The organism is Novosphingobium sp. KCTC 2891 (assembly GCF_025938155.1).
Classification (GTDB): domain Bacteria; phylum Pseudomonadota; class Alphaproteobacteria; order Sphingomonadales; family Sphingomonadaceae; genus Novosphingobium.
Genome location: NZ_JAPCZG010000002.1, coordinates 205389 through 231542 on the forward strand (window position 1 = coordinate 205389; position 26154 = coordinate 231542).

Sequence of the window (26154 nt, forward strand, 5' to 3'; positions counted from 1 at the left end):
TGACGTGCTCGCCCGATAGGCGGCGCCGACCAGCGTGGCAAGCCCCGGTCTTTGCGATTCGCGCAAAGCCTGTCATAGGCGCGCCGCCCACGCAGGCACCTTCACGGGGAGGACCGGGCGACAGACGAGCAGGAGCGCCACCGTGACCAGCAGAGCTTTCCTCGCCGCGCTTGGCGCATCAGGCCTGATCGCCAGCCCCGCCGCCGCAAAGCAGGGTCCGCTCGCAAGCGCGCTGGGGGTCTCTGACGACTGGCAGGTCAGCGCGAACGTGCGCGCCCGCTTTGAAGCCATCGACAACCAGTTCCGCGCGACCGGGCCGGACAGCGATTCGATGCTGTCGCTGCGCACCGACGTGCTGGCCGAATACGATGCCGGCCCTGTGCGGATCGGCGGCGAAGTGCAGGATTCGCGCGTCTATGGGCAGGCGGCCAATTCGACCGCGGGCACCGGCGAGGTCAACGCGCTGGAGCCGGTTCAGGCCTATCTGCGCCTCGAACTGGGCGACAGCGGCACCGGCGCTTTCGGCAAGGGCGCCAAGGGTGGCCGCGGCCTGCTCACGCTCGGCCGCTTCACCATGGACCTGGGCGGCCGCCGGCTCGTGGCGCGCAATCGCTTCCGCAACACCACCAACGCCTTCACCGGGGCGCAACTGGACTGGACCGCCGCGGACGGCAAGCGGCTGGTGACGTTCTGGACGATGCCGCAGGTCCGCCTGCCCGATGATGCCGCCGGGATTGCCGACAACCGCGTGAAGCTGGACCGCGAAAGCACCGATCTCCAGTTCTTCGGCGCGAATGCCTCCGTGCCGAACGTGCTGGGCGGCACTGCCGAGGGCTATGCGTTCCGTCTGGTCGAGCGCGACCGGCCCGATGCGCTCACGCGCAATCGCCGCCTGTGGACGATCGGCGGCCGCTTGTTCCGCAAGCCCGCGCCCGGCCAGCCAGACCATGACATCGAAGCCGCCTACCAGTTCGGCAAGGCGCGGCGCAGCACCGGCGCAGCGGACCTGACCGACCTCGACGTTGCCGCATGGTTCACCCATGCCGAGGCCGGTTACACTTTCGCCTCGCCATGGAAGCCGCGCATTTCCGCCATGTTCGATGCGGCGAGCGGGGATTCCGGGCGTGCCGGCCATTACCGCCGGTTCGACACGCTGTTCGGGGCGCGCCGGTCGGAATTCGGCCCGACCAGCCTTTACGGCGCGGTCGGCCGCGCCAACCTCGTCTCGCCCGCGCTGCGCGTGGAAGCCGCGCCGGACAAGCGGGTGGACCTGATGGCGCAATACCGCGCGCTCTGGGCCGAAAATGCGCGCGATGCCTTCGCCAGCACCGCGGTCAAGGACGGCAGCGGGGCATCGGGCCGCTTTGCCGGGCACCAGATCGAAGGGCGCCTGCGTTACTGGATCGTGCCCGGGCTGCTCCAGTCGGACCTCGGCGCGGCGTTCCTGCTCAAGCGCGGCTTGCTGCGCGATGCGCCCAATGCGCGGGGCAACGGCGATACCGCCTATGGCTACCTGGACCTGACGCTTACGCTCTGACGCGCGGCCACGGCCCGCAGGATGGCGTGCTTTTCCGCCGCACCGGCGGTGAACCATGCGGAAATCTCGTCGAGCGTGCGCGAACAACCCCCGCAGATCCGCGTTGCCGGATCGACCGCGCAGATGCGGACGCAGGGGCTGGGCGGCTCGGCTCCGTCAGCGGAAATCACCGTTTCTCCGCGCCCAACCGGCTCATCAGCAGCGCGGCGCGCCGGGCCTGCCGCCAGATGCTCGGCACGTCGACCGTTTCGGCCGGGGTGTGGTCGCCGCTCGACGCCGGGCCGAGGCCGACGAGGCCCGGCACGTCCGCCGCCACGAAGCTGATGTCGCCCGCGCCGCGCTTCATCGGATCAAGCGCGCCCATCTCCGGAAGGCCAAGCGTGTCGTTGACGGCGTTGAGCTTCTCCAGCAGCGCCTTGTTGCCCTCGGTCGGCGCCATCGGGGGATAGCCGTCCTCGAAGTTGAGCGCAGCGCTCGCTCCGGGATAGCTGCGCGCAACGATCGCCTGCATTTTCGCCTGCGCGCGGGCGTTCTGCTCGGCGCTCAACGTGCGCAGGTCACCGCGGGCAATGGCCTTCGCCGCAATGATGTTGGTCTTGCCGCTGGCCGAAACGTGCGCCTCGTCCGCCGCCAGCGCCGCCTCCGCGCCGCCGGCGATCATGCCCACATTGAGCGTCAGGTTCGGCTCGGGCACGTCGTGCCTGATGGCAGACAGCATTTCGGACAACGCATAGATCGCGCCATCGCCATCCGCGCCAAACACCCCGCTCGAATGGCCGGACTTGGCGGTGACGGTAATCGTCCACGATTGCGCCGAACGCCGCGCGATCGAGCCCATGTCCTTGCCGTCGACGCGGCTCAATCCCTCGAAGTCGAGCGCTGCGTCGGCGCGCTTGCCCGCCGCGACCAGATCGGCGCGCGCCGCGTCCTGCGGGGTGCCCGCGTCTTCCTCGTCGCCGGTCAGGAACACCTCGATGTTCGCGGGCCTCAGCGTGCCGGCCGCCTGCATCGCGCGCAGGGCCGCCACCATCGTCACCACCCCGCCCTTGTCGTCGGCGACACCCGGCCCCATCGCCTTGTCGCCTTCGCGGCTGAAGCGCTGGAACGGCGAATCCGGCTCGAACACGGTGTCGAGATGGCCGATCAGCAGCAACCGCCTGCCGCCCTTCTTTCCCTTGTGCGTGGCCACCAGATGCCCGGCCCGGCCGGTGTGCTCCATCGGGATCCACCGCACGGCGAAGCCCAGCGCCTCGAACTCCGGCCGCAGCATTTCGGCCACCGCCTTGTTGCCCGCGATGTTCCGGCTGCCCGAATTCTGGTTCACCAGCCTTTCCAGCAGGCCCAAGGTGCGGTCCTGCTCACGCGTCACCGCCGCGATCATGGCCTGTTCGGCAGGCGTCGGCGGCGCGGCGCGGGCAGCAACCGGGGCCAGGACGAGGGCGGCGGCGATCAGCGGACGGGTCAGCAGCATGGGCCGGACCATAGCGCCAAGTCCTTGCAACGCCAGCCTTCGCCCGCGGCCTTTGAAGGGTCCCACGCAATTTCCTTGCTTTTCCGGGCAATCCCTTTATATGCGCCGCAGCAAGACCGGCGAGTGGGTGATGCCCGCCGCAGTCCGGAGCAAGCGTGAGGTCCGCCGCAGACATGGCGGATCCGCCCCGGCCGAGCGTTCTTGTCCACCCGCTTCCCCATTCACGCATGGGTCGCTTGTTCGACCCCCAAGCGTCCAGAAGCTGCGCGACGCGTGCCATCGGCCCAGCGCCCTTGTTCGTAACGCGCCTTTGAAAGCACACGTTTCATGTCCTATTTCCGTGACCTCGGCCTTGCCGAGCCCATTCTCCATGCGCTCGAATCCAAGGGCTACACCGATCCCACCCCGATCCAGCGCCAGGCGATCCCCGCGCTGCTCGAGGGCCGCGACCTGCTTGGCATCGCGCAGACCGGCACCGGCAAGACCGCAGCGTTCTCGCTGCCCTCGCTGCACCGCCTCGCCGCTGATCCGCAGCCGCGCAAGCCTGCATCGTGCCGCATGCTGGTGCTTTCGCCCACCCGCGAACTCGCCGCGCAGATCGCCGAAAACATGGCCGCCTATGCCAAGAACCTGCGCCTCGTCGTGGATTGCGTGTTCGGCGGCGTGCCCGTCGGCAAGCAGGCCCGCCGCCTGGTGCCGGGCGTCGACATCCTCGTCGCCACGCCGGGCCGCCTGCTCGACCTGATCGACCAGCGCGCGCTCACGCTCGGCCGGGTCGAGATCTTCGTGCTCGACGAAGCCGACCAGATGATGGACCTCGGCTTCATCCATTCGCTGAAGCGCGTCGCCAACCTGCTGCCGAAGCAGCGCCAGAGCCTGTTCTTCTCGGCGACGATGCCCAAGGCGATCGCCGATCTGGGCAAGCAGTTCATCAACAACCCGGTCCGCGTCGAGGTTGCCCCGCAGTCGACCACGGCCGAGCGCGTCGAACAGTTCGTCACGCACCTGAACCAGGCCGAGAAGCAGGCGCTGCTGACGCTGCGCATCCGCACCATGCTGGCCGACAAGACGCTGGACCGCGCGCTGGTGTTCACCCGCACCAAGCACGGTGCCGACCGCGTCGTCCGCCACCTTTCGGCGGCCAAGATCTCGGCCCGCGCGATCCACGGCAACAAGAGCCAGGCGCAGCGCACGGCCGCGCTGGAAGCCTTCCGCCAGGGTTCCTGCCCGATCCTCGTCGCGACCGACATCGCGGCGCGCGGCATCGACGTCTCGGGCGTCAGCCACGTGTTCAACTTCGAGCTGCCCAACGTGCCGGAACAGTACGTCCACCGCATCGGCCGCACCGCGCGCGCCGGCGCTGACGGCGTGGCGATCAGCTTCTGCGCGCCCGACGAGAAGCCCTACCTCAAGGACATCGAGAAGCTCACCGGCGTGAAGCTGATGCCGATGCAGCTGCCCGAGAACTTCCTGGTCGAAGCCGCGCGCCTGCCGGCGCCCAGCCGCAAGCCCGAGGAACTCGCCCAGGACGCGCGCCGCGACGAACGCGATGCGCGCGGCCGTGGCGGCCAGCGCAACGGTGGCGGTCAGCGCAGCGGCGACGGCCAGCACAAGGGTGGCCGCGTGCGCGACGACCGCAGCCCCGGTGGCCGCGCGCAGGGTCGTGACGGCCGTCCGCGCGATCCCAATCCGCGTAACGCCGATCGTCACGAAGGCGATCGCGGCCCGGTGCGCAACCCGGTTCACGGCGACCGCGAGGCACGCCCCGAAGGCGAGCGCGGCGGCGACCAGCAGCGCAGCTTCCGCCCGCGCGGCGTGCCCGGCGTTGGCGCACACCGCAACAAGGTGCGCCGCGCCAGCTGATTTGGACAACGTACCGGCGAACGGGGTGAAATCCCTGTTCGCCGGGGCGATACCTTGGCATAGACGGCGGCATGGCAGCGCCGCTTTCCGCATCCTCCGCCGGGATCACGGGCCTTGCCCTGTCCGCGCTGGCCATGACGTTGATCGTCGCCGCCCGCTATCTGGCCACCAGCGGCCTGTTCGCCGCGCTGACCCATAAAGTCCGTCCGGGCCACTACGCGGGCCTGGAGCGGCAGATGAAAGCCGAGATCGGCTGGAGTCTCGTCTCCTGCGCAATCTATGGGCTGCCCGCCGGCGTGGTCGCCTGGGGCTGGCAGCAGCATGGCTGGACGCGGATCTATACCGGCGCGCGCGATTATCCGCTGTGGTGGCTACCGCTGTCGCTGATCACCTACCTGTTCCTGCACGATACCTGGTTCTACTGGACCCACCGCTGGATGCACCGCCCCGCGGTGTTTCGCCGCATCCACGCAGTCCACCATGCCAGCCGCCCGCCCACGGCCTGGGCGGCAATGAACTTCCACCCGGTCGAAGCCGCGCTGGTGGCCCTGCTGGTGCCCGCGCTGGTCTTCGTGATCCCGATCCATGTCGCCGTGCTGGGGCTGGTGCTGCTGGTCATGACGGTGATGGGCGTCACCAACCACATGGGCTGGGAAATGTTTCCACGCCGCCTTGTTCAGGGAGGCGCAGGCCAATGGCTGATAACGGCAAGTCACCATCATCGCCATCATGAGCAATACCGGTGCAACTACGGCCTCTATTTTCGCTTCTGGGATCACGTGTGCGGCACCGACAAGGGGCTTTCGGCCCCGTGAAGGCGCTCGCGTTCCTCGCCGCCTTTCCGGCCTTGATCGGCGCGACCGTGCCCGAACGCAGTTCGGTGCTGGTAGAAGTGGATGGCCTGCGCTCGGCCAAGGGCCTCGTCCAGGCCTGCCTCACCGCGGACCGCGCCACCTTTCCCAATTGCCAGAAGGATCCAGCCGCGCTCCATCTGTCGGTGGCGGCAAAGAACGGGGAAACGCTGGTCTTCCATGACGTTCTTCCCGGACGCTATGCCATAGCGCTGTTCCACGACGAGAACGCCAACGGGCGGATGGACAAGATGATGATGATCCCGAAGGAGGGCTACGGCTTTTCGCGCGACGCGCCCGTGCGCTTCGGGCCGCCCAGCTTCGGCGCCGCCGCCTTCACCCTTGGCGAGACGCAGCTGCGCACCGCCATTCGCGTGCGCTACCTGCTGTGAGCGGGGGCGGCGGACAAGGCGCGGCGCGGCCCTCCGGCGCGCTTGCCCCATTCCGCTACCCCGCCTTCCGGTCGATCTGGACGGCCAATCTCTTTTCCAACGTCGGCTCGATGATCCAGTCGGTCGCGGCCGCGTGGATGATGACCGAGCTGACCAGCAGCCATGTCCTCGTGGCGCTGATCCAGGCCTCCGCCACCATCCCGATCCTGTTGCTGGGCGTGTTTGCGGGCGCCATCGCCGACAATTTCGATCGCCGCCGCGTGATGCTGTGGGCGCAGAGCGGGATGCTGGTCATCTCGGCCGTGCTCGCCGCGCTGGCTTATGCGGGCTGGATCACACCCTCGATCCTGCTGGCGCTGACGCTGATGGTGGGCATGGGCACCGCGCTCAACGGGCCGGCATGGCAGGCCTCGGTGCGGCTCCAGGTCGGCCGGGAGGACTTGCCGCAGGCCATCGCGCTCAATTCGATTTCGTTCAATCTGGCGCGCAGCGTCGGCCCGGCGCTGGGCGGCGTGCTGATCTCGATCTGGAGCGTCAGCCTTGCCTTCGCGCTCAACGCGGTAAGCTACATCGGCATGATCGCGGTGCTCATGGCATGGCGCCCCGAAGCGCCGCGCCCGCAGCGCCAGCCGATCCTCGCATCGATCCGCGTCGGCCTCGCCTTCTGCTGGGGTTCCGCGCCGATCCGCAAGGTCCTGCTGCGCGGCCTCGCCTATGGGCTGGGGGTCGCGGGATTCCAGGCCCTGATGCCCACCGTGGTGCGCGGTCTGCTGCACGGCACCGAGCTGGACTATGGCCTGATGCTCGGCGCATTCGGCATCGGATCGATCATGACCGCGCTGTGGGTGGGCAAGGCCCGCCGCCGCTTCGGCAGCGAGAACGTGATCGGCGCGGCCACCGTCGCCTTCGCCATGGCGCTGCTCGCCATTTCCGCCGCGCGGTCGCTGCCTTTCGCGATGGGGGCGGCGTTCCTTGCCGGGGCGGGCTTCGTCTCGGCCATGACCAGCCTGAACGTCGCGATGCAACTGCGTTCGCCCGAGGCGATTCTGGGGCGCTGCCTGTCGATCTACCAGGCCGTCACGTTCGGCGGCATGGCAGTGGGCGCGTGGCTGTGGGGCACGCTGGCGGATCTTGCCGGGCAGCCCTTCGCGCTGCGCTGCGCGGCCGGCTGGATGGCGGCGACGCTTGCGCTGCGGCTGATCGCGCCTATGCCGACGCGCGAAGAAGGACGCCTTGATTCGGTAGAGGAACCCCATGGCAACGCAAAGCTCGCGCGCACCTGATTTCAGGCCTGACCACCGCCCCTTGCGCTCGGTGCTCTACATGCCGGCAAGCAACCGCCGCGCCATCGACAAGGCGCGCGGCCTCGATTGCGACGCGGTCGTGCTCGATCTGGAAGATGCGGTCGCGCCCGACCTGAAAGCGGAGGCACGCACCGCGCTGTGCGAGGAAGTGGCCGCCGGCGGCTTCGGCTATCGCCGGATGATCGCGCGAATCAACGGGCTCTCGACGCCGTGGGGCAAGGACGATCTCGCCGCACTCGCGGTCGCCCCCATCGGTGCGCTGCTCGCGCCCAAGGTGGACAGCGCCGAAGACGTGATCGCCCTGTCGGAGGCGATGGACGCTGCCGGCTACGGCCCGCACGTGGCGCTGTGGGTGATGATCGAGACCCCGCGCGCGATCCTCGCGCTTGAGCGCATCGCCGAATGCGCCGGATCGACCCGCCTCGCCGCCTTCGTGCTCGGCCTCAACGATCTCGCCAAGGACACCGGCATGGCGCAGCAGCCCGGCCGCGCCGCCTTCGTGCCGGTGCTGTCCCACGCCGTGATGGCCGCGCGCGCGCATGGCCTCGCGATTCTCGACGGGGTGTGCAACGCGATCGACGATCCCGTGCGGCTGGAAGGCGAATGCTGTCAGGCGCGCGACTTCGGCTTCGACGGCAAGACCCTGATCCACCCCTCGCAGCTCGATCTCGCGAACCGCGTGTTCGCCCCGTCCGAGTCGGACGTGGCCGAGGCGCGCGCCATCGTCGATGCCTTCGCCGACCCCGCCAACGCTGGCAAAGGCGCGCTGCGGGTCAATGGGAAGATGGCCGAACTGCTCCACCGGGACATGGCCAAGAGATTGATTGAAAAGGCAGAATCTATCTCTGCACGATAATAGCGCAGCCATGCGGCAAAGTTGCGGCGCAACTTAATCACTCTTTTACCACGTTGCGCCAGAAAGGACCGATCAAGGATCAGGAACGCCTTTCATGGACAACTATCGCGGCTTCGACAGTGACCGGACCGACGTCGGCATGACCGACTTCGACACGCACGAGGACGAAAGCGCGATGGAACCGCCGCCGCCCGCCGTGGGGCAGGACGAGCGGCGCATGCAGGTGCGCGCCTATAATTTCTGGGCCGGCCTGCTGGGTGATGGCCCCTACCCGCCGGTCGCCACGCTGCTCGACGGTAAGCTGCCGGATTTCGCCGCCAATGCCGTGCTGCTTCGCTTCGACCGCGGCATCGACGATCCGGCGATCGCGTTTCTGGGCGCAGCGCTGGCAGACGAATGCGGCACCGCCGACGATCTCAAGCGGCTGAGCGACGTGCCGGGCCGGTCGCTGCTTTCGCGCATCACCGACCACTACCTCCAGATCATCGCCAACCAGGCGCCGATCGGGTTCGAGGCCGAATTCGTCAACCAGCGCGGCCGCACGATCCTCTATCGCGGCATCCTGCTGCCGTTCACGTCGAACGGGACCGCAATCGATTTCATCTACGGCGTGATCAACTGGAAGGAAGTGGCCGATCAGGTCACGACCAACGAGCTCCTCCTGGAAATCGGCCAGGCGCTCGAACCCGGTGCGAGCCTGCGCCGCGCCACCGAACCGCTGTCGGAATGGGCAGATGGCCCGGCCACGCTCGATCTTGCCGAAATCGGGGCGCAAATCCTGCCGTTCCCCGGTTCCATCGACGAAACGGACTTCGCCGCGGCGCCCATGCCCGGGCCTGCGTTCGGCCTTTCCCCGGCTGCCGTGTTCGATGACGCCCCCGTCTCGCTCGACGACTGGCTGTCCTCCGCGCGCGAACTGGCGCACGTCGCCAATTCCAACGAGGACCGCACGCGTAGCGCGCTCTACGCCGCGATCGGCCGTGCGTGGGACTTCGCGCTGGCCGCGCAGGCCGCGCCCGAAGACTACCGCCGCATGGTCGAACAGGCCGGGCTGACCATGCAGGAACGCGCGCCGCTGACGCCGCTGGTCAAGCTCGTGTTCGGCGCCGACTACGACAAGACTCGCCTCACCGAATATGCCACCGCGCTGGGCCACGCACAGCGTCTCGGCCTTGGCCGCGGGGAGCTGGGCCGCTTCCTTTCGGAGACGGCGGGCGGTCTCAAGGGCGTCGTCGCGCTCGAACGCCGCTTGCGGCGCGAGGAAGCCGGCGAGGCGAAGAAGGATCCGCGCGACCTGATCGCCGAAGACCTGCGCGCGCTTCCCGCCCGGTCGCTTGCCGCGCTCCCGCGTGAAGGCAGCGAATTCGCACTGGTGATGGTGCGCCGGATGCCCGGCGGCGAGATCGCCCTGCTCGGCGAAGTGCCCGAAGACCTGCCCCTGTTCGAGCGCGCCGCACGCCGGCTTGTGGGGTGACCGCCGGACCTGCTAGCTCCTCGTCATGACGGCGGGCAAGCAGGGCAATCGGCGCGTGACATTTCCCCAGATCGGCTGGCTTGGCTGGACCGCGGTCACGCTGCTGTTGCTGGCGCTGACCGGCTTCGTCGCCATCCGCCATGCGCTGGAAACCAACGCCGTCGCCGTGCTCGACGGCGCGGACCGCCTGCTGCGCGGCGGCGATGGATCGATCCGGCAGACCGCCGCGATCCACTATGGTCCGGACGGCGCGCAGAAACTGGAAATGTTCGTGCCGGCGGATGCCGCCGCGCCGCTGCCCGTGATCGTGTTCATCCACGGCGGCGGCTGGCACGCAGGCGATCCGCATGACTATCGCTTCCTGGCCCGCGCGCTTGCGCCGCGCGGCTATGCGGTGGTCCTGGCGGGCTACCGCCTCGGCCCGCACGGACGCTACCCCGCCATGCTCGAAGACGGCGCCAGCGCGCTGCGCTGGGTGGCGGACCATGCGGCCGCGCACGGCGGAGACCCGTCGCGCGTGGTGTTGATGGGGCATTCCGCCGGCGCCTACAATGCGGCCATGCTCGTACTCGACCGGCGCTGGCTGGCGCATCAGAAGCTGTCCGCCGATGCCCTGCGCGGCGTGGTCGGCCTGTCCGGTCCCTACGATTTCTACCCTTTCGACGATCATGCGACGATCGACGCCTTCGGCCGCGCCCCCGATCCCGAGGATACCCAGCCGATCGCCCACGCGCGCGGCGATGCCCCGCCGATGCTGCTGGTCCATGGCGGCGCGGACACGCGCGTGAAACCGCGCAACTCGGTTGCGCTGGCCCGCGCGCTCACCGCCGCCGGTGCGCCGACCCAAGCGGTGCTGCTCAAGGACGTGAGCCACGAAGGCGCGATCATGATGTTCGCGCGGCCCTTCTCGCGCGATGCGCGGGCCCTGGATGCCGTCACGGCCTTTCTCGACCGGGTCACCGCCCGCCCTTCACCGCCGGTTCAGACGCCGGCCCGATAACCGGCAACCACCGTGATGCAGCGCCTCCATTCCCGTCTGGCCGCCCTCGCCGCCGCCCTGCTGCTGGCGGTGCAGCCCGCCGCCGCGCAATCGGTGCTGCGCGATGCCGAAACCGAGGCGCTGTTCCGCGACATGTCCGCGCCGATCATCGCCGCCGCCGGGCTCGATCCCAAGAACGTCGACATCATCCTGCTCAACGATGGCTCGATCAATGCCTTCGTCGCGGGTGGGCAGGCAATCTACGTCCATTCGGGACTGCTGGGCGCTGCCGACCATGTCAACGAAGTGCAGGGCGTGATCGCGCACGAACTGGGCCACATCATCGGCGGCCACGTCATCCGCAACGACGAGGGCGCGCGGCCAGCGACCAACATCACGCTGCTCAGCCTGCTGCTGGGCGCAGCGGCAGTGGCGGCCGGCTCCCCCGACGCAGGCATGGGCGTGTTCATGGCCGGGCAGCAGGCCGCGCTGGGCACTTATCTCGCCTTCAGCCGCGCGCAGGAATCCTCGGCGGATGCTGCCGGCGCGCAGTATCTGTCGAAAGCCGGCATCTCGGGGCGCGGCTCGATCGATTTCTTCAAGAAGCTGCAAAACCAGGAGTTCCGCTACGGCTTCAAGCGCAATGCGGATTCGGAGTTCTACAGCTCGCACCCGATGACGGCCGACCGCCTGACCACCTTGCAGGACACCTATGAAAAGGATCCGGCGTGGAACAAGCCCGAGGATCCGGCGCTCCAGGCCCGGTTCCTGCGGATCAAGGCCAAGCTTTACGGCTACCTCGCCGAACCGCAGGCCACGCTGGCCGCTTATCCCGATTACCTCGACGACGCGCCGGCACATTACGCGCGCGCCTATGCCTTCCACAAGGAGGCGTTCCTCGACAAGGCACTGGCCGAAACCGACACGCTGCTGGCAAGGACGCCGGACGACCCCTACGTGCTGGAGTTGAAGGGCCAGATCCTGCTCGAATCCGGCAAGCCGGCCGCGGCGCTCGCGCCGCTGCGCCGCGCGACCCAGCTCAGCGACAACGCCCCTTTGATCGCTACCACGTTCGGCCATGCCCTGCTCGCCACCGAGGACAAGGCCAACTTCGCCGAAGCGGAAAAGGTGCTGCGCACGGCCGTGGCGCGCGACCGCGAGAATCCCTTCGCGTGGTATCAGCTGGGCGTCGTCTACGAGGCACGCGGTGATACCGCCCGCGCGCGGCTCGCCAGCGCGGAACAGCAATTGATGGAATTGCAGCTGCCCGAGGCCGTCGGCAGCGCCGAAGCGGCCGAAGCCGCGCTGCCGAAGGGCACGCCCGACTGGCTGCGCGCGCAGGATATCGCGATGTCGGCACGCGCGATGATTGAGCGCCGGGGCAAGAAGAAGTAGCGCTGCCCACCATGGCCTCATCCCCCCCGCGCGTCCGCCCCTTCCTCATCCTCGCCATCCTGCTCGTCGTTGCCGGCATCGGCGGGGGCTGGTGGTTCGAATCGCACCGCGAAGCTTCGGCAGGTGCGGGCACGGACGACAGGGCGCTGGCCGCCACGCTTTCCGGCGCCGGCATCGACGCGCGCCAACGCGCCGCGATCGAAGCGCTGGTGCGAAGCTACATCCTCGATCATCCGGAAATCCTGCCCGAGGCGATGGACCGGCTCCAGGCGCGCGAGAACCAGTCCCGCCTCGCCCCGATGCGCGGCGCGCTCGAAACGCCCTTCCCCGGCGCTGTGCTGGGGAACCCGGCGGGCAAGATCACGCTCGTCGAGTTTACCGACTTCGCCTGCACTTATTGCCGCAAGAGCGTCGAGGACGTGGAAGCGCTGGTGCGTGCCAATCCCGATCTGAAAGTTGTGGTGCGCGAACTACCGATCATCGCGCCCGAAAGCGAACCCGCGGCGCGCATGGGCCTCGCCGCCGCCGCGCAGGGCAAATATGCCGCCTTCCACAAGGCCATGTTCGCAGGCCCGCGCCCCAGCGCCGCCAGCATCGCCGCCGCTGCTCAGGCAGCCGGCCTGGACATGGCCGCCGCGCAGGCTTTCGGTGCAAAGGCAGACGTGCAGAAGGAACTCGAACGCAACCTCGGCATGGCGCGTCAGCTCGGCATCAACGGCACTCCGTCGTGGGTGATCGGCGAAGACCTGATCAATGGCGCGGTCGGGCCGGAGCGACTGCAACAGGCGATCGACGCCGCGCGCAAGGGCTGATCCCATGCGGCGCACGCTTCTTGCTCTGGCAGGCGCGGCGTCGCTTCTCGCTGCGCCGGTTTCCGCCCAGCCGCTCGACGCGCTCCAGCAGGCCGATGCGGCGGTACAGTCGGTCGGCTGGAAGCTGGCGCGCGCCAATGCCCGGTTCTGCACACGCACCGCGCCGGGCATCGGGCTGCTGCTGCAGGATGCCCGCACTTTCGACGATCCGGCGGCTGCCCGCACGCTTTACGGCCTCAAGGGGGACATCGCGGTCGGCGCGGTCGCCCGCGATGGCACGGCTGCGAAAGCGGGGCTCGATGCCAACGATACGGTGATCGCGGTCGCCGGGCGGCCTGTCAGCGCCGTGGCCGTCCCCGCCCAAGGCAGCTGGGACCGCGTGTTCGCGCTGCAGGGCCTGCTGGAGAATACCGTCGCCACGACCGGATCGGTCACGCTAACACTCGCAGGGGGGCGCGAGGTCACCGTGGCGGGCGAGAGCGCGTGCCACGTCCGCTTCCTCCTCGATGACGGTGAGGGCAACGCCAGCGCCAATCGCGACGACGTGCGCATCGGCCGCCGGCTGTATGATGCCACGCACGGCGACGAGACGCTGCTCGCCGCGCTCATCGCGCACGAACTGGCCCATGCCGCGCTCGATCACCCCGCCGCGATCGACGCCGCGCGAAATCGCCTCGCCACGGTGCGCGAAACCGAGCGAGAAGCGGACCGGCTGGCGGTCTGGCTACTCGCCAACGCGGGCTATGCGCCCGAATCCGAAGTACGGTTGATGGAAACCGTCATCGCCCGACAGCAATCGTTCCTCGCGCCGCCCACTCACGGCGGCTGGCGCACCCGCGCGGCAGACGTGCGGACGGAAATCGCGGCGCTCACCGCCGCACCCGACACCGACTGGCCGCTGCGCTTCCGCCGCAACGTGCGCTGACGGTTACGCCTCGGCCGGCACCGCGGTCCGGTTGCGGGGCTTCGCCATGACCCGGCGCAGCATCGGCTCGAAGAACGACAGCGGCAGCGTGTCATAATCCGGGTCGAACGCGGACTGGTCGTACTTGGCGCAGAACTCCGCGCAGGAATCGTAGAACGGGTGGTCGCGGAAGCGGTCGCGCAGGTTCCGGTCCATGCCCAGGAAGTGGAAGTAGTAATAGCCCTGGAACGCGCCGTGATTCTGGCAGATCCAGTGCTCTTCCTCGGTCACGAAGGGCTTAATGATCGCGGCGCCGACATCGGGATGGTTGTAGGTGCCCAGCGTGTCGCCGATGTCGTGCAGCAGGGCCATCACCACGTAGCTCTCGGGCCGCCCGTCGCGGTGGGCGCGCGTGGCGCATTGCAGGCTGTGGGTCATCCGGTCGACCGGGAACCCGCCGAAATCGCCGTCGAGCAGCTTCAGGTGGGTCAGCACGCGGTCGGCCAGCGCGCCGGCAAAGGCGTTGTAGTCGCGCGAAATGATCGACCAGTCTTCCTGCGTGCCTTCCATCATCGAGCGAAAGTGCGCCCGTTCCAGGGTTTCTCCGGGCGAATCGTGCTCCATGGGCCTCTCCTGTTTTTTGATTGAGAGCGAGGCTACGCCTTTCCGCCCTTGGCGCAATGGCCGGCTTGGCGCTACAGTACCACGATGGCCGTGCTGCCGCTGACCCCGACGCCGTTCTTCGGCAACAAGAACCGCGCCTTCTGGCGCCTGCAATTCCTCGGCTGGGGCGGCGCCATGCTGCTGCGTGCCTTGTCGAGCATTGCCAACGCGCAGCCCTGGTCGTTCCTGATCATCGTGCTGATCGCCACGATCACCGGATTTTCGATCTCGCTGATCCTGTCGGTCATCTACCGCGCTTTGATCAACCGCCGCCCGCTGATCACCTGGGGGGTGACCGCGCTGGTGCTGGCGATCGCGGTGGGGCTTTATGCCTTCATCGATTCCTGGGTCATCAGCCTTTACCGGCCCAACAGCGACGCCAAGTTCGCGCAGCTGTTCCTCGGGGTGTTCTATCTCGACCTGACGCTGCTGGGCGCATGGTCGGCGCTCTATTACGCGATCAATTTCTACATTCAGGTGGAAGAGCAGAACGACCAGCTCATCCACCTCGAAAACCAGGCGACGAGCGCGCAGCTCGCCATGCTGCGCTATCAGTTGAACCCGCACTTCCTGTTCAACACGCTGAACTCGATCTCCACCCTGGTCCTGCTCAAGCAGACCGAGCCGGCCAACGCGATGCTGAGCCGCCTATCCTCGTTCCTGCGCTACACGCTGATCAACGAGCCGACCGCGCGCGTCACCGTCGCGCAGGAGGTGGAGACGCTGAAGCTCTATCTCGACATCGAGCGGATGCGCTTCGAAGAGCGCCTGCGCACCGATTTCCGCATCGACGAGGACACCCGCGCTGCGCTGATGCCTTCGTTGCTGCTGCAACCATTGGTGGAGAACGCGATCAAGTATGCCGTGAGTCCGGTCGAGGATGGCGCCCAGATCACCATCGCGACGCAACTCGTCGGCTCGATGCTTCGCGTCACCGTGTCGGACACCGGCCCGGGCTTGCCTACGGGCACGGACCCATCAACATTGTTCGGCGTGACCAGCGACAGCAGCGACACACTCTCGTCGGGCCATGTCTCGACAGGCGTCGGCCTTGCGAACATTCGCGACCGGCTTGGACAGGCATACGGCGAGAACCAGCGATTCGAGATTTCCAATCGGCCGGAGGGCGGCTTTTCCGTGGTGATCGAACTTCCGTTCGAAGCCCGCGAAGCTGCTCCCCTGCCGGCTTCCACAACACGTATGGTCCCTGGAAGGGCCATTGCTGGTTGATGCGCGGGAACTTCCGCCCGCGCCCGCATTTCTGTCGCGGTTGCCTCAGATATAACAAGGGTAGCGCATGACCATCCGCACGATCCTCGTCGACGACGAGAAGCTCGCCATTCAGGGCCTTCAGCTCCGCCTTCAGGCCTTCCCCGACGTGGAGGTGATCGACACCTGCTCGAACGGCCGCGAGGCGATCCGCAAGATCAAGACGGAGAAGCCCGACCTTGTCTTCTGCGACATCCAGATGCCCGGCTTCGACGGTTTTTCCGTGGTCAAGGGCGTGATGGAGATCGACCCGCCGCTGTTCGTCTTCGTCACCGCCTATTCCGAGCACGCGATCAAGGCATTCGAGGCCAACGCCGTCGACTACCTGCTCAAGCCGGTGGAGGAAGACCGCCTCGCCGACGCGCTCGACCGCGCGCGCACGCGCCTTGCCGAAAAGCGCGGGCTGGAGGAGGCCGAAAAGCTCAAGAACGTGCTCGCCGAAGTCGCGCCCGATGCGATGCCGGATATGCCCGAAGACGCCGAACCCGCCGCCGGCCGCTTTGAAAAGCTCATCAACATCAAGGATCGCGGCCAGATCTTCCGCGTCGATGTGGACACGATCGAGCGGATCGAGGCCGCGGGCGACTACATGTGCATCTACACCGGCGACAATTCGCTGATCCTGCGCGAGACGATGAAGGATCTCGAACGGCGGCTCGACCCGCGCGTGTTCCAGCGCGTCCACCGCTCGAAGATCGTCAATCTCGATCAGGTGCGCCAGGTTCGTCCGCACACCAATGGCGAATGCTTCCTCGTGCTCGAATCGGGCGCGGAAGTGAAAGTCAGCCGCTCCTACCGCGACGTGGTGGCCCGCTTCGTCCACTGAGCCTCGACAGCCGGCGCGGGGATGGTAAGGCAAGGGCATGACCCAATTTGCCATTCCCGGCTTCGATATCGAAGCTTTCGTCGCCGCCACGCTCGCCGAAGATCTGGGGAACGGCCTGCCCGGCGGCGGGCATGACGTCACCAGCGAGAGCGTGATCCCCTCCGACGCGCTGTTCTCCGGCGTGATGGACAGCCGCGACGCGATCACCGTGTGCGGGCTGCCCATCGCCGCCGCCTTCTTCCGCGCGCTCGATCCCGCCATCGCCATCGAGATCCTGGTCGAGGAAGGCGCGCAGGTCGCCCCCGGCACCGATCTCATGCGGCTGGTGGGCAATGCCCGCGCCATGCTCACGGCGGAGCGCAGCGCGCTCAACACCGTGCAGCATCTGTCGGGCGTCGCCACGCTCACGCGGCAATATGTCGATGCGATGGGCGATACCCGCGCGAAGCTGCTCGATACGCGCAAGACCATCCCCGGCCTGCGCCATCTCGAAAAGTATGCCGTCCGCACCGGCGGGGGCCACAACCACCGCATGGGCCTGTGGGACGCAGCCATGATCAAGGACAACCACGTGCTGGTCGCCGGCGGCGTCGCCGAAGCGGTGCAGCGCGCGCTGGCCGCCGGGATCGCCGACGTGATCTGCGAAGTGGACCGGATCGACCAGATCGAACCCGCGCTGGCCGCCGGCGCCACCCGCCTGTTGCTCGACAACATGGGCCCGGACACACTGCGCGAAGCCATCGCGCTCGTCGCCGGCCGCGTGCCGTGCGAAGCTTCGGGCGGGGTCCGGCTCGACACCATCGCCGGCATCGCCGCGACGGGGGTCGACTACGTCTCGGTCGGGCGCCTTACCCAGTCGGCCCCCGCCGCCGACATCGGCCTCGATTTCACCCCGCTGGACGCCGCATGACCCCGCGCCCGCAATCGGTCGTCTGGTTCGAGCGGCTGTTCCTTGCCAGCCAGGCGATCCGCCTCGTCAATGCAGCGGTCTTCGCGGCGGCGCTCGCCGCGCTGGGCGGCGTGCAGCCGCTCGCGGTGATGATGGGGGCCTTCGCCAACGCCGCTGTCTCGTCGGGCCTCGCGCTCGTCGTCGCGCGCGGCCGCAGCGGGATTGCGCGCTGGTTCCTTGTTGCCATCGTCGTGCTTGACCTCCTTGGCCTGGCCGGCGTTCCCGCGCTCGCGAGGGGCGTCAGCCCGGTCTTCGCGCTGTTCGTGCTCGCCGCGATGTCGGTGGAAGTGGCCGCGATGGTCTTTGCCTTCCGCAAGGAGACCAGCGACTGGCTCAAGGCGCGCAGCAGGAGTGTCAATTCTGCCATTGGATCAGCGAGCGATAGCGATCTTCACACAGAGGATGTCCTGAAGGCAACAGAAACATCCGTCACTGTGACGCACCGGAACGCCGTCATAAAGAAGGCGAGACGTCCTGATTAGCTACTCCACGAGAGTTCTGGTCGCTCTTGCACTAACCCAAGGCCTTTGCGCCCCGGCGCTCGCGCAGTCCTGCCGGTTGCCCCCTGCGGTCGACCTGCCCGCGCCGCCGGTGCCGGACGGGCCGGTCCGCCGCCTTCCCATTGCCGGCCATACGCTCGCGCTCAGCTGGTCGCCCGAATTCTGCCGCAGCCGCCGCGCCGATCCGGCGCAGGCGCTGCAATGCGGAGGCCGCCTCGGCCGGTTCGGCTTCATCCTGCACGGCCTTTGGCCCGAAGGGCGCGGCCGCCAGTGGCCCCAGTGGTGCCCTGTGCGCCGGATGCCCGATGCCGCCACCTTGCGCCGCCATCTGTGCATGACCCCCTCACCAGCGCTCCTGACGCACGAATGGGCCAAGCATGGCAGTTGCATGACCGCCAGCCCCCAGGCCTACTTCGCCAGGGCCGACGCCCTCTACGCCCGCGTCCGCTATCCCGACATGACGGCTCTGGCCCGCCGGCCCGGCCTTGACGCGGGCGCGGTCCGGGCCGCTTTCACCCGGGCCAACCCATGGCTCACGCCAGAGGCGATCCGCCTGCTGCTGGGCCGGGACGGCGCTTTGCGCGAAGTGCATCTGTGCCTCTCGCGCCGTTTCACCCCCACGCGCTGCCCTGCGGCCAATGCCGGCCCGGGGGACCAGACGCCGGTGCGGGTCACCCCGCCCTAGGGTCTAGCGCCTTGCGCGGAAGAACGTGCGCAGCAGGTCCGCCGCCTCGCCCTCGCCCATGCCCGCATAGACTTCGGGCCGGTGCAGGCAGGTCGGCTGCTCGAACACGCGCGCGCCATGCTCCACCGCGCCCCCCTTGGGATCGGGCGCGGCATAATAAACACGGCCGATCCGCGCATGGACGATGGCCCCGGCACACATCGCGCACGGCTCCAGCGTCACCCACAAGTCGCACCCGTCGAGCCGTTCCTGCCCCAGCACGCGGGCCGCTTCGCGAATCGCCAGCAGTTCCGCATGGGCGGTGGGATCGGTCATCGCCCGCGGCGCGTTGTGCGCGGCGGCGATCACCTCGCCGCCCTTGACCACCACCGCGCCGATCGGCACTTCGCCTGCCTCCGCGGCGCGATGCGCCTGTTCCAGTGCTTTTCGCATGGGTTCGGGAAGCGGCCAGCGGTTCATGACGCCCGGGCTAAACCGCGCGGGTCAGGCGCGCAACGCGAATTGAGCCGCGATTGGAGGGCGCGAATCCTTGACTTCCCTCCGTGAATCGATAATGGCCGCGCCTTCCCGATAGGTTTATCGAACACACGAAGCGAGTTTAGCCATGTCGCGTATCTGCGAACTGACCGGTAAGGGCCGCCAAGTCGGTCACAACGTAAGCCACGCCAATAACAAGACCAAGCGTCTGTTCCTGCCCAACCTGCAGAACGTGACGCTGATGAGCGAGAAGCTGGATCGCAGCTTCAAGTTCCGCGTTTCGACGCACGGTCTGCGCTCGGTCGAGCACAACGGCGGTCTCGACAACTGGCTGCTGAAGCAGGACGAAGCCAAGCTCAGCCCGCGCGCCCGCAAGGTCAAGCGCGAGCTGTCGAAGGCTGTTGCTGCCTGATTTCGGGTAAGGCCGGCACCTCTCTCAGGGGCCGGCCTTCCGCCCTCCGGCGCGGCCGGAGCGGAAGCGCAGCTTGAGCAGGATTGTTCGCTGCATCCAGACCATCGCGTTGCTGTCTGAAATGATCCAGATGGCCGTCGATCCGTCTCGCTCCCGCGAAACCGCCATTCCCTCGTAGTTGTCCCGCACGCGTGGATCGTCGATCCTCGCGATTTCGTGCGTCCGGACCACCGCCCCTGCGCGCAGCGCCGCGGGATCGGCCGTCATGATCACGCTACGGAACCCCATCAGCGTAAATTTGCGCCCCAGCACCAGCAGGCGCCCGTCGGGCATCTGCGCCAGATCCGTCGGGCGGTAGCCTTCGGGCATTTCCAGCAGGAACCGCCCCGGGGCCTCACCCGCCCGCGGCAGGCCGGGGAACAGCAGCGCCGGGTGCAACCTGCGATCGAACCGGTGGGCATAGGTTTCGCCGATCAGCACCAGCCGCCCATCGGCCAGGACCTGTGCCGCTTCCGGCCCCTGGTTCACGGGCCACTCCCACAGCGCGGGAACCGTGAACGTGCGAAACGCCTTGAAATCCCGCCGTAAGGCAAAGATCCGGTCGCTCCCTTCAACGGCTACCAGCAGTTCGCCCGTCGACGGGATGAGGGAAACCGCTTCCGCATCGGCGGACAGTCGCGCCAGTCGAAAATCATCGGGGAGCGGGCGACCGAAAAACGCCGGTTGGTGCAGGGAGCCGTCTGGCCGCGCAAAGGCCAGCATGGCGTTGCGATCGCTGATCGCGAGCAGCCGTCCCCCGGGCATGATCGCCAGTGCCGAGTAGTTGCCAAAGCTGCTTTGCCGGCTGCGCATCCACCAGGCACCGGCCACTTCCAGTTCGTTCCCGATCCGGACCGGCGCCTCGCCCGCCAGCAGATCGCGAAACACGATCTGCCTGTCACGGACATCGCGGGGGAATTTTCCACCGCCGACAAACGTGACAGCGAGCGCCGCAAGCAGCAGGGGGATCTTGGCGATGCGCATCGGCCCGCCCATGGCACGGGGCGCTCCCGTGCGAAAGGCCGCCACCCGTCGCAAATAAAAGGATGTGTCAGGCCGGCCTGAACAGAAGCGCGTCGCCGTTCATGCAATACCGCAGCCCGGTCGGCTGCGGCCCGTCATCGAACACGTGGCCCAGATGCCCGCCGCAGCGCGTGCAGTGCACTTCGGTCCGCGTCGTACCGAACGAACGGTCGGTCGAGGTTCCGATGCCGCCCTTGAGCGGCTGCCAGAAGCTGGGCCAGCCCGTGCCGCTCTCGAACTTGGTGGCAGAGGAGAACAGCGCATTGCCATCGGCCGCGCAGACGAACGTCCCGCGGCGATGCTCCTTCAGCAGCGGCGAGGTGAAGGGACGCTCCGTCCCCGCCTCGCGCAGGATATAGTATTGTTCGGGTGTAAGTCGCTTGCGCCATTCGGCATCGCTGAAGCGGACGGGGAACGTGCCCTGCACCGCCGGTTTTGCGCTGCATCCACCGGCGAAGGCCATGGCGGACCCGGCCACAAGCCAGCCGGCGAAGCGGCGGCGGCTCATTTGCGTGCGGACGATGTCGGAAACGGGTGCGATCATGCTTCACCCTTCAGGCGGCAGACTTGGCCGCGTTTGGTCCCGCCGCGGGCAGGGGGGCCGGGGTATCGGGGCACCCGCGGCGGGACGGCTTGGGATTACCGGGCCGTCCCTGAACGCGCGATGACTGTGCTCACACAAGCGGGGCAGAATCAGTAACGCTCCACTTCCACTTCCAGCTTGCGGAAGCCGTGGACGAAGTTGGCCCGCACGCGCTGCACATCGCCCGTCACGTGCACCCGCAGGCGCCGCTCGCGCATTTCCTCAAGCAGCACGCGCAGTTGCAGTTCGGCCAGGCGCGCGCCCACGCAGCGGTGGATGCCATAGCCGAACGACAGGTGCCGCCGCGCATTCTCGCGCGTGACGATCAGCTTGTCCGGGTTCTCGAACACGGCCTCGTCGCGGTTGGCGGAGATGTACCACATCACCACCTTCTCGCCGGCCTTGATGTCCTGTCCGAACAACTCGGTATCCGCCGTCGCGGTGCGCCGCATGTGCGCCAGCGGGGTCACGAAACGGATGCACTCCTGCACCGCATTGGGGATGACCGAGGCGTCCGCCTCCAGGATCGCGCGCTGGTCGGGGAACGTGTGCAGCGCATGGACGATGCCCGACATGGTGTTGCGCGTGGTATCGTTGCCGCCCACGATCAGCAGCACCAGGTTGCCCATGAACTCTTGCGGGCTCATGTGGCTCATCGCTTCGGAATGGATCATCATGGAGATCAGGTCCGGGCTGGGCGCCGCTCCCATGCGCTCCATCCACAGCCGCTGGAAATAGTGCGCCATCTCGCCCAGGATGCCGAAGCGCAAGTCGGCCAGATCGCGCGCCAGCGTCAGTTCCACATCGCCCGCCCAGTCGGACCAGAAGGTCAGCAGGCGGCGGTCTTCCCACGGAAAACCGAACAGGATCGCGAGCATTCCGGTGGTCAGTTCGATCGAGACCTTGTCCACCCAGTCGAACCGCTCGCCGATCGGCAGCGAATCGAGCACGCTGGCGGTGCGGCGGCGAATCTCGTTCTCCATCTCCACGATCTTTGCCGGAGTGAACGCCGGAGCGACGGTGCGGCGCTGGCCGGTGTGTTCGGGCCGGTCCATGGCGATGAACATCGGCAGCTGGCGTTCGGCCAGCACCTGCGGATCGACGTCATGCGGCGGGTCGCCGATGGTGATGCCGCCGTGCTGCCACGACGACGAGAACAGTTCGGGCAGCGATTCGACGTGGCTGATCGCCTTGTGCGACACCACGTTCCAATAATCGCCATAGGGCGAGCCGATCACCTTGTTGACCGGCGCCTTGGCGCGCATTTCCCGGAAAATCGGCCCCCAGGTATCGTTCACGTAGATCTCGGAGCGGCTCACGTCCCACGGATTGGTCTGCGCCGGCATCGCCTGAGGGTTGTGCCGCAGCCATTCCTCGAACGCTTCGGTGGCGGTGGGCGAACGGCGATAGGAGAACGCGGCTTCGGGCGCGAGTTGCGTGGCCATGGGATCCTCTTTCCGGTGGCGACTCGTGAACCGAGTCTGCTCAACGGTACTATTCCTGCAACCTACACTGATGTCAATTACGCAGTCCGGCGACGCAGCAGCGCAGCCAGCCAGCCGCGTCTGGCGCGCCCGCCGGCGGCCCCGGATTTCATCACCGTGCGGCGGAAAAGCTGCGCGCCCAGTCGCACGATCAGCAGCACCCACCCCGCCTGCCAGACCAGCGCCACGGCGTGCGGCCACAGTTCCGGCGCCTGCGCCGCGCGGGCCAGCATGGCGAAGGGAGAGCTGACCGGGAACACCAGCGATGCCGTCTCGATCCACGTGCCCGGCCGCGCCAGCGCATAGCTGGCGAAGAAGAACACCATCAGCTGGGTCATCGTCACCGGCATCGACAGCGTCTGCACTTCGCGCACCGTGCTCGCCATGCCGCCGATCGACAGGAACAGCGATCCCAGCAGTAGGTAGGCCATGGCGAAATAGAGGAAGCCGAGGATCAGGAAGGCCGGCCAGCCCACCGCCGGCGCGGCCAGCACGGGCACCGCCTTTGCCCCGAGCAGGACCACCACGCCGTAGCCCATGCCCCACACCGCGATGCCCACCAGGCTGACCGCCAGCATGGCGAAGAGCTTGCCCAGGAACAGCGCGTCCATCGGGATCGCCGCCGCCAGCACCTCGATGATCTTGTTGCCCTTTTCCTCGACGAGGTTGGACAGCACCATGCCCGCCAGCAGCATCACCAGCAGGAACAGCAGCACCTGCGCCGCCTGCGCGGTCAGCACCTGCCCGTTGCGTTCCTGCGCGACGCTGGTGGCGACACTGTCCACCGCGACATCGGGAAAGCCGCCGGGACTGGCCGACTGCGCCCGGGCCGCGAATGTCGAGACCATGCCGCGCCACGATCCCAGCCGTTCCGGCGTGCCGGTGAGCACCGGCGCATCGAGCGTGCCCGTCACCACCGCCGCGATGCCGCCGCCCCGCGCCAGCGCGGCGCGCGCGTCGTAGCTTTCCCCCGCGCGCAGACGTTCCAGCACGACGAATTCGGGCACCGGACCGGCCATGCGGTCGGCCATGGCGTCGCGCGCCCTGACCATCCGGTCGCCCTCGTGCGCGGGCAGGGCCACGCCTACCACCGGGTTGTCCAGATCGCGCTGCACCTGCGCACCGATGTTGCCCGCCATGCCGCCGACGACGATCGGGAACACCGGGCCGAGCAGGAAGAAGATGAATGTCTTGGAGAAGATCACCGCGACGAAATCGCGGCGGGCGATGACCAGCGCCGCGCGCAGTTTTTCGGCAAGCATCAGCGGCGCCCCTTTCCGGCCGGCTCTTCCTCTGTCGGCGCTTCTTCCAGCGCACGCGCGGCCGCCTCGCCCGCGATGGCCACGAAGGCATCGTGCAGCCCCGGCCGCTCGATCGACAGGCTGAGGATGCCCGCCTGCCCTTCGATCAGCGCGCGCAGCAAGGGTTCCACCCCGCTTTCGGGCAGGGTGAAGTGCCAGAAGGCGCCCTCGTGCCGCGCATCGGCGGGCAGCGCGGCGCGCCAAGGCCCGTCCGGGCTGCGCGTTTCCAGCCGCACCTGCGGCCGCAAGCGATCCCGCGCGGCATCGACCGGCCCCGCGAAAGGCACCTTGCCGCCGGCGATGATCGCGATCTGGTCGCACAGCCGTTCGGCATGGGCGATGACATGGGTGGAGAAGATCACCGTCGTGCCGCGGGCGGCAAGCTCGCGGATGGTGCGCTCCAGCTTGCCCTGGTTGAGCGCGTCGAGGCCGGAGAACGGCTCGTCGAACACCACGAGGTCGGGTTCGTGCACCAACGTGCCCAGCAGCTGCACCTGCTGGGCCATGCCCTTGGAAAGCTGGCGGATCTGGCGATCGGCGGCATAGCCCAGACCGTGCGCTTCGAGCAGTTCGCGCCCGCGCCGGCGCCCCACTTTCAGCGGCACTCCGCGCAGCGCGGCGAGGAAGGCAATCGCCTCGTAGGCCTTCATCGCGGGATAGAGGCCGCGTTCCTCGGGCAGGTAGCCGATTCGCCGCGCCACTTCGGTGGGGCGTTCATGCCCCAGCACGCGGCGATAGCCCGAATCGGGATCGATGATGCCCAGCAACATCCGCAGCGTGGTGGTCTTGCCCGCGCCGTTCGGGCCGAGAATACCGTAGATCGAGCCCTTGGGCACCGCGATGTCCACGCCGTCCACGGCGGTGAAGCCATCGAACCGCTTGACCAGCCCGCGCGCCTCGATCGCCAGTTCGGCGTGTGCGGCATCGACAGCATTGCCCGACACCGGCCATTCCCCTAGCTGCATTTTCATGGATTGCGGCGTTAACCCTAGGCGATGAACGAGCGGGGCAGCAAGCTTGGTTAACGACAGCGCCACGATTGCCGAGCGGATCAAGGCCGAAGCCGCGCGGATCGGCTTTGCCGCCTGCGGCATCGCCCCCGCCGCCGACGACCCGGTGCGCGCCGCGCGGCTGGAGCGCTGGCTGGGCGACGGCTGCCACGGATCGATGGAGTGGATGGAAACCCGCCTGCACCATCGGCGCGGTCCGCAATCGCTGTGGCCCGAGGCGCGCAGCGTGATCGCGCTGGGCATGAGCTATGCCCCCGCTTCCGACCCGCTTGCGCTGGCACAGGTGCCGGACCGCGCGCGCATCTCGGTCTATGCGCAGGGCGCCGACTACCACGACGTGGTGAAGCGCAACCTCAAGGCGCTGGCGCGCTGGATGGTGGCGGAAACGTCCGGCGCCGAAGTGAAAGTCTTCGTCGATACGGCGCCGGTGATGGAAAAGCCGCTGGGGCAGGCCGCCGGCATCGGATGGCAGGGCAAGCACACCAACCTCGTCAGCCGCGCGCACGGTTCATGGCTGTTCCTTGGCGCGATCTACACCACGCTCGACCTGCCCGCCGACGCGCCCCATGCCGACCGCTGCGGATCGTGCAGCGCGTGCCAGCAGGCGTGCCCCACCGCCGCGTTTCCCGAACCCTACCGGCTCGATGCAAGGCGGTGCGTTTCCTACCTGACGATCGAGCACAAGGGACCGATCCCGGACGAGTTTCGCGCGGCGCTGGGCAACCGCATCTATGGCTGCGACGATTGCCTGGCAGTGTGCCCCTGGAACAGCTTTGCGCAGAGCGCCGCCGCCAACCGGGCGTTCCTGCCGCGCGCGGAACTGACCGCGCCGAAGCTGGCCGAGCTGCTCGCGCTGGACGATGCAGGGTTCCGCGCGCTGTTCTCGGGATCGCCGATCAAGCGGATCGGGCGCGACCGGATGGTGCGCAATTGCCTCTATGCGGCCGGCAATAGCGGGGATCCGCGGCTGGCCGGGCCGGTGGCTGCGCTGACCGGCGATGCCGATGCGGCCGTGGCGGAGGCGGCGCAGTGGGCGTTGGGGCGGCTGGGACACAGCCCGACCCCCTCCTCCGGAGAGGAGGGGGTCTGAGAGTG

27 protein-coding genes are annotated in these 26154 nt (G+C 68.1%); 18 read left to right on the forward strand and 9 right to left on the reverse strand.

Annotated elements, in window-relative coordinates; translation table 11 throughout:
• Positions 1 to 142: 142 nt before the first annotated feature.
• Positions 143 to 1537, forward strand: coding sequence for an alginate export family protein (locus tag OLX02_RS04650; RefSeq protein ID WP_264420629.1), 1395 nt, complete (start codon positions 143 to 145; stop codon positions 1535 to 1537).
• Here OLX02_RS04650 and OLX02_RS04655 read toward each other — a convergent pair.
• On the reverse strand, positions 1510 to 1707 hold the full coding sequence (locus OLX02_RS04655) for a DUF1289 domain-containing protein (RefSeq protein ID WP_264420631.1): 198 nt from the start codon (positions 1705 to 1707) through the stop codon (positions 1510 to 1512). The genes OLX02_RS04650 and OLX02_RS04655 overlap by 28 nt on opposite strands.
• Positions 1704 to 3020 carry a M20/M25/M40 family metallo-hydrolase gene (locus OLX02_RS04660; protein ID WP_264420632.1) on the reverse strand — a complete coding sequence of 439 codons (1317 nt, stop codon included), beginning with the start codon at positions 3018 to 3020 and terminating at the stop codon, positions 1704 to 1706. Before OLX02_RS04660 ends, OLX02_RS04655 begins: the two co-directional genes overlap by 4 nt.
• A 315-nt stretch (positions 3021 to 3335) precedes the next feature.
• Between OLX02_RS04660 and OLX02_RS04665 the strand changes: the two genes are divergently transcribed.
• The 10 genes from OLX02_RS04665 (at position 3336) to OLX02_RS04710 (ending at position 13859) form a co-directional block, all read left to right on the forward strand.
• The gene (locus OLX02_RS04665) at positions 3336 to 4871 is read left to right on the forward strand and encodes a DEAD/DEAH box helicase (RefSeq protein WP_264420634.1); all 1536 of its coding nucleotides are present in this window, start codon (positions 3336 to 3338) and stop codon (positions 4869 to 4871) included.
• A gap of 71 nt (positions 4872 to 4942) precedes the next feature.
• Positions 4943 to 5686, forward strand: a complete 744-nt coding sequence (locus tag OLX02_RS04670; protein ID WP_264420636.1) for a sterol desaturase family protein — start codon at positions 4943 to 4945, stop codon at positions 5684 to 5686.
• Positions 5683 to 6114, forward strand: coding sequence for a DUF2141 domain-containing protein (locus OLX02_RS04675; RefSeq protein WP_264420638.1), 432 nt, complete (start codon positions 5683 to 5685; stop codon positions 6112 to 6114). The genes OLX02_RS04670 and OLX02_RS04675 overlap by 4 nt, the downstream gene beginning before the upstream one ends.
• Positions 6111 to 7397: an MFS transporter gene (locus OLX02_RS04680; protein ID WP_264420640.1), complete on the forward strand. Its 1287-nt coding sequence runs from the start codon at positions 6111 to 6113 to the stop codon at positions 7395 to 7397. The genes OLX02_RS04675 and OLX02_RS04680 overlap by 4 nt, the downstream gene beginning before the upstream one ends.
• Positions 7369 to 8274 (forward strand): HpcH/HpaI aldolase/citrate lyase family protein, encoded by a 906-nt coding sequence (locus tag OLX02_RS04685; RefSeq protein WP_264420642.1) that lies wholly within the window; start codon positions 7369 to 7371, stop codon positions 8272 to 8274. The genes OLX02_RS04680 and OLX02_RS04685 overlap by 29 nt, the downstream gene beginning before the upstream one ends.
• Positions 8275 to 8368: 94 nt before the next feature.
• On the forward strand, positions 8369 to 9748 hold the full coding sequence (locus OLX02_RS04690) for a hypothetical protein (protein ID WP_264420644.1): 1380 nt from the start codon (positions 8369 to 8371) through the stop codon (positions 9746 to 9748).
• A gap of 55 nt (positions 9749 to 9803) precedes the next feature.
• The gene (locus tag OLX02_RS04695) at positions 9804 to 10748 is read left to right on the forward strand and encodes an alpha/beta hydrolase (protein ID WP_264420645.1); all 945 of its coding nucleotides are present in this window, start codon (positions 9804 to 9806) and stop codon (positions 10746 to 10748) included.
• Between the two features lie 15 nt (positions 10749 to 10763).
• Positions 10764 to 12122 carry a M48 family metalloprotease gene (locus tag OLX02_RS04700; RefSeq protein WP_264421180.1) on the forward strand — a complete coding sequence of 453 codons (1359 nt, stop codon included), beginning with the start codon at positions 10764 to 10766 and terminating at the stop codon, positions 12120 to 12122.
• Positions 12123 to 12133: 11 nt separating this feature from the next.
• Positions 12134 to 12934 carry a DsbA family protein gene (locus OLX02_RS04705; RefSeq protein ID WP_264420646.1) on the forward strand — a complete coding sequence of 267 codons (801 nt, stop codon included), beginning with the start codon at positions 12134 to 12136 and terminating at the stop codon, positions 12932 to 12934.
• 4 nt (positions 12935 to 12938) lie between these two features.
• Complete coding sequence (locus OLX02_RS04710) at positions 12939 to 13859, forward strand: hypothetical protein (protein WP_264420647.1); 921 nt, start codon at positions 12939 to 12941, stop codon at positions 13857 to 13859.
• A gap of 3 nt (positions 13860 to 13862) precedes the next feature.
• On the opposite strand, the gene OLX02_RS04715 is transcribed toward OLX02_RS04710, so the two are convergent.
• The gene (locus OLX02_RS04715) at positions 13863 to 14462 is read right to left on the reverse strand and encodes an HD domain-containing protein (protein ID WP_264420648.1); all 600 of its coding nucleotides are present in this window, start codon (positions 14460 to 14462) and stop codon (positions 13863 to 13865) included.
• 84 nt (positions 14463 to 14546) lie between these two features.
• Between OLX02_RS04715 and OLX02_RS04720 the strand changes: the two genes are divergently transcribed.
• The 5 genes from OLX02_RS04720 to OLX02_RS04740 all read left to right on the forward strand — a co-directional run bounded on the left by OLX02_RS04720 (position 14547) and on the right by OLX02_RS04740 (position 18730).
• Complete coding sequence (locus OLX02_RS04720; RefSeq protein ID WP_264420650.1) at positions 14547 to 15731, forward strand: sensor histidine kinase; 1185 nt, start codon at positions 14547 to 14549, stop codon at positions 15729 to 15731.
• 67 nt (positions 15732 to 15798) lie between these two features.
• A complete protein-coding gene (locus tag OLX02_RS04725) occupies positions 15799 to 16596 on the forward strand; it encodes a LytR/AlgR family response regulator transcription factor (RefSeq protein WP_264420652.1) in 798 nt (265 codons plus the stop codon).
• 37 nt (positions 16597 to 16633) lie between these two features.
• On the forward strand, positions 16634 to 17506 hold the full coding sequence (gene nadC, locus OLX02_RS04730; RefSeq protein ID WP_264420654.1) for a carboxylating nicotinate-nucleotide diphosphorylase: 873 nt from the start codon (positions 16634 to 16636) through the stop codon (positions 17504 to 17506).
• The gene (locus tag OLX02_RS04735) at positions 17503 to 18027 is read left to right on the forward strand and encodes a hypothetical protein (RefSeq protein WP_264420656.1); all 525 of its coding nucleotides are present in this window, start codon (positions 17503 to 17505) and stop codon (positions 18025 to 18027) included. Before nadC ends, OLX02_RS04735 begins: the two co-directional genes overlap by 4 nt.
• A gap of 76 nt (positions 18028 to 18103) precedes the next feature.
• The gene (locus OLX02_RS04740; protein WP_264420658.1) at positions 18104 to 18730 is read left to right on the forward strand and encodes a ribonuclease T2; all 627 of its coding nucleotides are present in this window, start codon (positions 18104 to 18106) and stop codon (positions 18728 to 18730) included.
• Positions 18731 to 18733: 3 nt separating this feature from the next.
• Here OLX02_RS04740 and OLX02_RS04745 read toward each other — a convergent pair whose 3' ends face one another.
• Positions 18734 to 19189, reverse strand: coding sequence for a nucleoside deaminase (locus tag OLX02_RS04745; RefSeq protein ID WP_264420660.1), 456 nt, complete (start codon positions 19187 to 19189; stop codon positions 18734 to 18736).
• Positions 19190 to 19334: 145 nt separating this feature from the next.
• Between OLX02_RS04745 and rpmB the strand changes: the two genes are divergently transcribed.
• A complete protein-coding gene (gene rpmB / locus OLX02_RS04750; RefSeq protein ID WP_264420663.1) occupies positions 19335 to 19619 on the forward strand; it encodes a 50S ribosomal protein L28 in 285 nt (94 codons plus the stop codon).
• A 24-nt stretch (positions 19620 to 19643) separates the two neighbouring features.
• Here rpmB and OLX02_RS04755 read toward each other — a convergent pair whose 3' ends face one another.
• The 5 genes from OLX02_RS04755 to OLX02_RS04775 all read right to left on the reverse strand — a co-directional run bounded on the left by OLX02_RS04755 (position 19644) and on the right by OLX02_RS04775 (position 25020).
• Positions 19644 to 20642, reverse strand: coding sequence for an esterase-like activity of phytase family protein (locus OLX02_RS04755; RefSeq protein ID WP_264420664.1), 999 nt, complete (start codon positions 20640 to 20642; stop codon positions 19644 to 19646).
• A 67-nt stretch (positions 20643 to 20709) separates the two neighbouring features.
• Positions 20710 to 21225 carry a peptide-methionine (R)-S-oxide reductase MsrB gene (msrB, locus tag OLX02_RS04760; RefSeq protein WP_413630063.1) on the reverse strand — a complete coding sequence of 172 codons (516 nt, stop codon included), beginning with the start codon at positions 21223 to 21225 and terminating at the stop codon, positions 20710 to 20712.
• A gap of 149 nt (positions 21226 to 21374) precedes the next feature.
• On the reverse strand, positions 21375 to 22709 hold the full coding sequence (locus OLX02_RS04765) for a cytochrome P450 (RefSeq protein WP_264420666.1): 1335 nt from the start codon (positions 22707 to 22709) through the stop codon (positions 21375 to 21377).
• Positions 22710 to 22786: 77 nt separating this feature from the next.
• Positions 22787 to 24010, reverse strand: coding sequence for an ABC transporter permease (locus OLX02_RS04770; RefSeq protein WP_264420668.1), 1224 nt, complete (start codon positions 24008 to 24010; stop codon positions 22787 to 22789).
• Positions 24010 to 25020 carry an ABC transporter ATP-binding protein gene (locus OLX02_RS04775; protein WP_413630064.1) on the reverse strand — a complete coding sequence of 337 codons (1011 nt, stop codon included), beginning with the start codon at positions 25018 to 25020 and terminating at the stop codon, positions 24010 to 24012. Before OLX02_RS04775 ends, OLX02_RS04770 begins: the two co-directional genes overlap by 1 nt.
• Before the next feature lie 46 nt (positions 25021 to 25066).
• On the opposite strand from OLX02_RS04775, the gene queG reads away from it, so the two are divergent.
• The gene (queG, locus tag OLX02_RS04780) at positions 25067 to 26149 is read left to right on the forward strand and encodes a tRNA epoxyqueuosine(34) reductase QueG (protein WP_264420670.1); all 1083 of its coding nucleotides are present in this window, start codon (positions 25067 to 25069) and stop codon (positions 26147 to 26149) included.
• The last annotated feature ends 5 nt before the right edge of the window (positions 26150 to 26154 follow it).

Bases quoted from the DNA above. Each gene is read 5' to 3' on its own strand.
- OLX02_RS04660 (WP_264420632.1), bottom strand. From the start codon at position 3,020: ATGGTCCGGCCCATGCTGCTGACCCGTCCGCTGATCGCCGCCGCCCTC.
- OLX02_RS04665 (WP_264420634.1), top strand. From the start codon at position 3,336: ATGTCCTATTTCCGTGACCTCGGCCTTGCCGAGCCCATTCTCCATGCG.
- OLX02_RS04670 (WP_264420636.1), top strand. From the start codon at position 4,943: ATGGCAGCGCCGCTTTCCGCATCCTCCGCCGGGATCACGGGCCTTGCC.
- OLX02_RS04685 (WP_264420642.1), top strand. From the start codon at position 7,369: ATGGCAACGCAAAGCTCGCGCGCACCTGATTTCAGGCCTGACCACCGC.
- OLX02_RS04690 (WP_264420644.1), top strand. From the start codon at position 8,369: ATGGACAACTATCGCGGCTTCGACAGTGACCGGACCGACGTCGGCATG.
- OLX02_RS04700 (WP_264421180.1), top strand. From the start codon at position 10,764: ATGCAGCGCCTCCATTCCCGTCTGGCCGCCCTCGCCGCCGCCCTGCTG.
- OLX02_RS04705 (WP_264420646.1), top strand. From the start codon at position 12,134: ATGGCCTCATCCCCCCCGCGCGTCCGCCCCTTCCTCATCCTCGCCATC.
- OLX02_RS04710 (WP_264420647.1), top strand. From the start codon at position 12,939: ATGCGGCGCACGCTTCTTGCTCTGGCAGGCGCGGCGTCGCTTCTCGCT.
- OLX02_RS04715 (WP_264420648.1), bottom strand. From the start codon at position 14,462: ATGGAGCACGATTCGCCCGGAGAAACCCTGGAACGGGCGCACTTTCGC.
- OLX02_RS04720 (WP_264420650.1), top strand. From the start codon at position 14,547: ATGGCCGTGCTGCCGCTGACCCCGACGCCGTTCTTCGGCAACAAGAAC.
- OLX02_RS04725 (WP_264420652.1), top strand. From the start codon at position 15,799: ATGACCATCCGCACGATCCTCGTCGACGACGAGAAGCTCGCCATTCAG.
- nadC (WP_264420654.1), top strand. From the start codon at position 16,634: ATGACCCAATTTGCCATTCCCGGCTTCGATATCGAAGCTTTCGTCGCC.
- OLX02_RS04735 (WP_264420656.1), top strand. From the start codon at position 17,503: ATGACCCCGCGCCCGCAATCGGTCGTCTGGTTCGAGCGGCTGTTCCTT.
- OLX02_RS04745 (WP_264420660.1), bottom strand. From the start codon at position 19,189: ATGAACCGCTGGCCGCTTCCCGAACCCATGCGAAAAGCACTGGAACAG.
- rpmB (WP_264420663.1), top strand. From the start codon at position 19,335: ATGTCGCGTATCTGCGAACTGACCGGTAAGGGCCGCCAAGTCGGTCAC.
- OLX02_RS04755 (WP_264420664.1), bottom strand. From the start codon at position 20,642: ATGCGCATCGCCAAGATCCCCCTGCTGCTTGCGGCGCTCGCTGTCACG.
- msrB (WP_413630063.1), bottom strand. From the start codon at position 21,225: ATGATCGCACCCGTTTCCGACATCGTCCGCACGCAAATGAGCCGCCGC.
- OLX02_RS04765 (WP_264420666.1), bottom strand. From the start codon at position 22,709: ATGGCCACGCAACTCGCGCCCGAAGCCGCGTTCTCCTATCGCCGTTCG.
- OLX02_RS04770 (WP_264420668.1), bottom strand. From the start codon at position 24,010: ATGCTTGCCGAAAAACTGCGCGCGGCGCTGGTCATCGCCCGCCGCGAT.
- OLX02_RS04775 (WP_413630064.1), bottom strand. From the start codon at position 25,020: ATGAAAATGCAGCTAGGGGAATGGCCGGTGTCGGGCAATGCTGTCGAT.